This window comes from Nocardia jiangxiensis NBRC 101359 (assembly GCF_000308615.1).
Classification (GTDB): domain Bacteria; phylum Actinomycetota; class Actinomycetes; order Mycobacteriales; family Mycobacteriaceae; genus Nocardia; species Nocardia jiangxiensis.
Genome location: NZ_BAGB01000122.1, coordinates 1 through 1,672 on the forward strand (window position 1 = coordinate 1; position 1,672 = coordinate 1,672).

A 1,672-nucleotide genomic window follows, 5' to 3' on the forward strand; every position below is an offset into this window, starting at 1 on the left:
CTAGTGGGTGCGCCCGTTAGTTCGTCGGGGGTTACGCGGCGAGTGGGAGGGGTGCGGACAGGTCGTGGTGGCCGAGCCGGTGTAGCAGGTCGTTGAGGTCGTCGCGGGTGAAGGTCCAGTCGAATGGTCTGGCGGTGGCGTTGTAGTGGTCCTGGAAGGCGAGTAGCCGGTTGGTGACGGCGTCGAGGTCGGCGAAATCGTCGGGGCACAGCGCTTTTCGTTGCACGATGGAGAAGTAGACCTCGACTTGGTTCAGCCCGGAGGCGTGCACGGGTAGGTGCACCATGTGCGCGTTGGGGTAGGCGTCGTTGAGTCGTTTCGCCGCGGCCCAGTTGCGGTGGGAGGCGCCGTTGTCGACGATCCAGAACACGCGCCGTGCGCTGGCGTAGGGTTCGGTCGTCATGACCTGCGTGGTGAGCCGGGCGAAGGGTTCGATACCGGTGGTCGGCTCGCAGCGGCCCAGGACGTGGGCGCGGTGCACGTCGTAGGCGGCGAAATAGGCCAGAGTGCCGCCACGCTGGTATTCGGACTCGACCCGCATCGGCCTGCGGGCGGCGGGGTGGAGGCTGCGGCGGACGCGGCGACGTGCCTGGACCCCGGGTTTCTCATCAGCGCTGAGCACGTAGTCGTCGTCGCCGAGTGGGTCGTCGTGCCAGACGCGGGAATACAAGTCCAGTGCCCGGACGGCCTTGAGCGCGAAGTACGGGTCGCGGGGGAAGATCCATGAGCGGTGTTGCCAGGGTTTGATCGCATCGGTGGACAGGATCCGCCGCACAGTCGATGCCGAAATCTGATCGGTGACCCCGCGCGCGGCGACCTCCCGGGCCAGCTCGGGGCAGCTCCACCGCGTCAGTGGCAGCCCGGTCCGGGCTGGTATTTCGCAAGCCAGGGCTTTGACCTCGGCGATCTGCTCGGCGGTGAACCCTCGTGGCCGGCCGCTGCGAGGCAGATCGGTCAATCCATCGATTCCTTTGCTACAGAATCGTTTCCGCCATTTTCTGGCGGTGTCGGCGTTGATGCCGAGGGCACGGGCGATATCGGTGTTCGATTCCCCCTCCGCGGCCGCCAGCGCGATCCGTGCCCGCAGCACCCTTCGACACTGCGCCGAGGACCGGCGGGTGATCGCTTCCAATACCGACCGCTGCGCAGCGGTCAGAGCGACAACATACGGGCTGCGCGGCGGCACAACGATATTCCCTTGTCTCTCAACACGATTACATACCCCGGACACTCTGCCGGGCTGGTCGCGCCGCGCCGAGTAGCCACGCCGTAAACCCGTCCGTGGCAGGGTGAGGTCCATGGCAGGGTGAGGTCCATGGCCACACCGCCGGAATCGACCAAGACCTCACTGCGGCAACGACTGGCCGCCCACGCCGCGCAACGCTGGCCGCAACTGGCCGCAGTCCACGTCCGCTACCACGGCGCGTTCGCCTACGTCGCCGGGGAACTCGCCGACGGTACCCGGCTGCCGCTGATGCGGCTGCGCTACACCGGATACGCCACAACCTGGGGATTCGCCATCTACCTCGCCAGCCGAGAAGGCTACGAGGACTCCATCCTGCCCAACGGCCGCCCCTCCGGCACCCCCGCCGAAACCCTCGACTGCGCCTGCGGCCTCTACCTCAACGACCCCACCGCCTGGCAACCCCCGACGAACTAACGGGCGCACCCA

Annotated in this window: 2 protein-coding genes; one reads left to right on the forward strand and one right to left on the reverse strand. The window is 67.3% G+C overall.

The features are described 5' to 3' along the window. Positions 1-31: 31 nt before the first annotated feature. Positions 32-1,186 carry an IS630 family transposase gene (locus ON40_RS34505; RefSeq protein ID WP_051194005.1) on the reverse strand — a complete coding sequence of 385 codons (1,155 nt, stop codon included), beginning with the start codon at positions 1,184-1,186 and terminating at the stop codon, positions 32-34. Positions 1,187-1,315: 129 nt separating this feature from the next. Between ON40_RS34505 and ON40_RS34510 the strand changes: the two genes are divergently transcribed. Then, positions 1,316-1,660 carry a hypothetical protein gene (locus ON40_RS34510; RefSeq protein WP_040829452.1) on the forward strand — a complete coding sequence of 115 codons (345 nt, stop codon included), beginning with the start codon at positions 1,316-1,318 and terminating at the stop codon, positions 1,658-1,660. The last annotated feature ends 12 nt before the right edge of the window (positions 1,661-1,672 follow it).

What these genes read in the sequence shown, in the direction of transcription:
- ON40_RS34510 (WP_040829452.1), top strand. Translation starts at nt 1,316, where the DNA reads ATGGCCACACCGCCGGAATCGACCAAGACCTCACTGCGGCAACGACTG.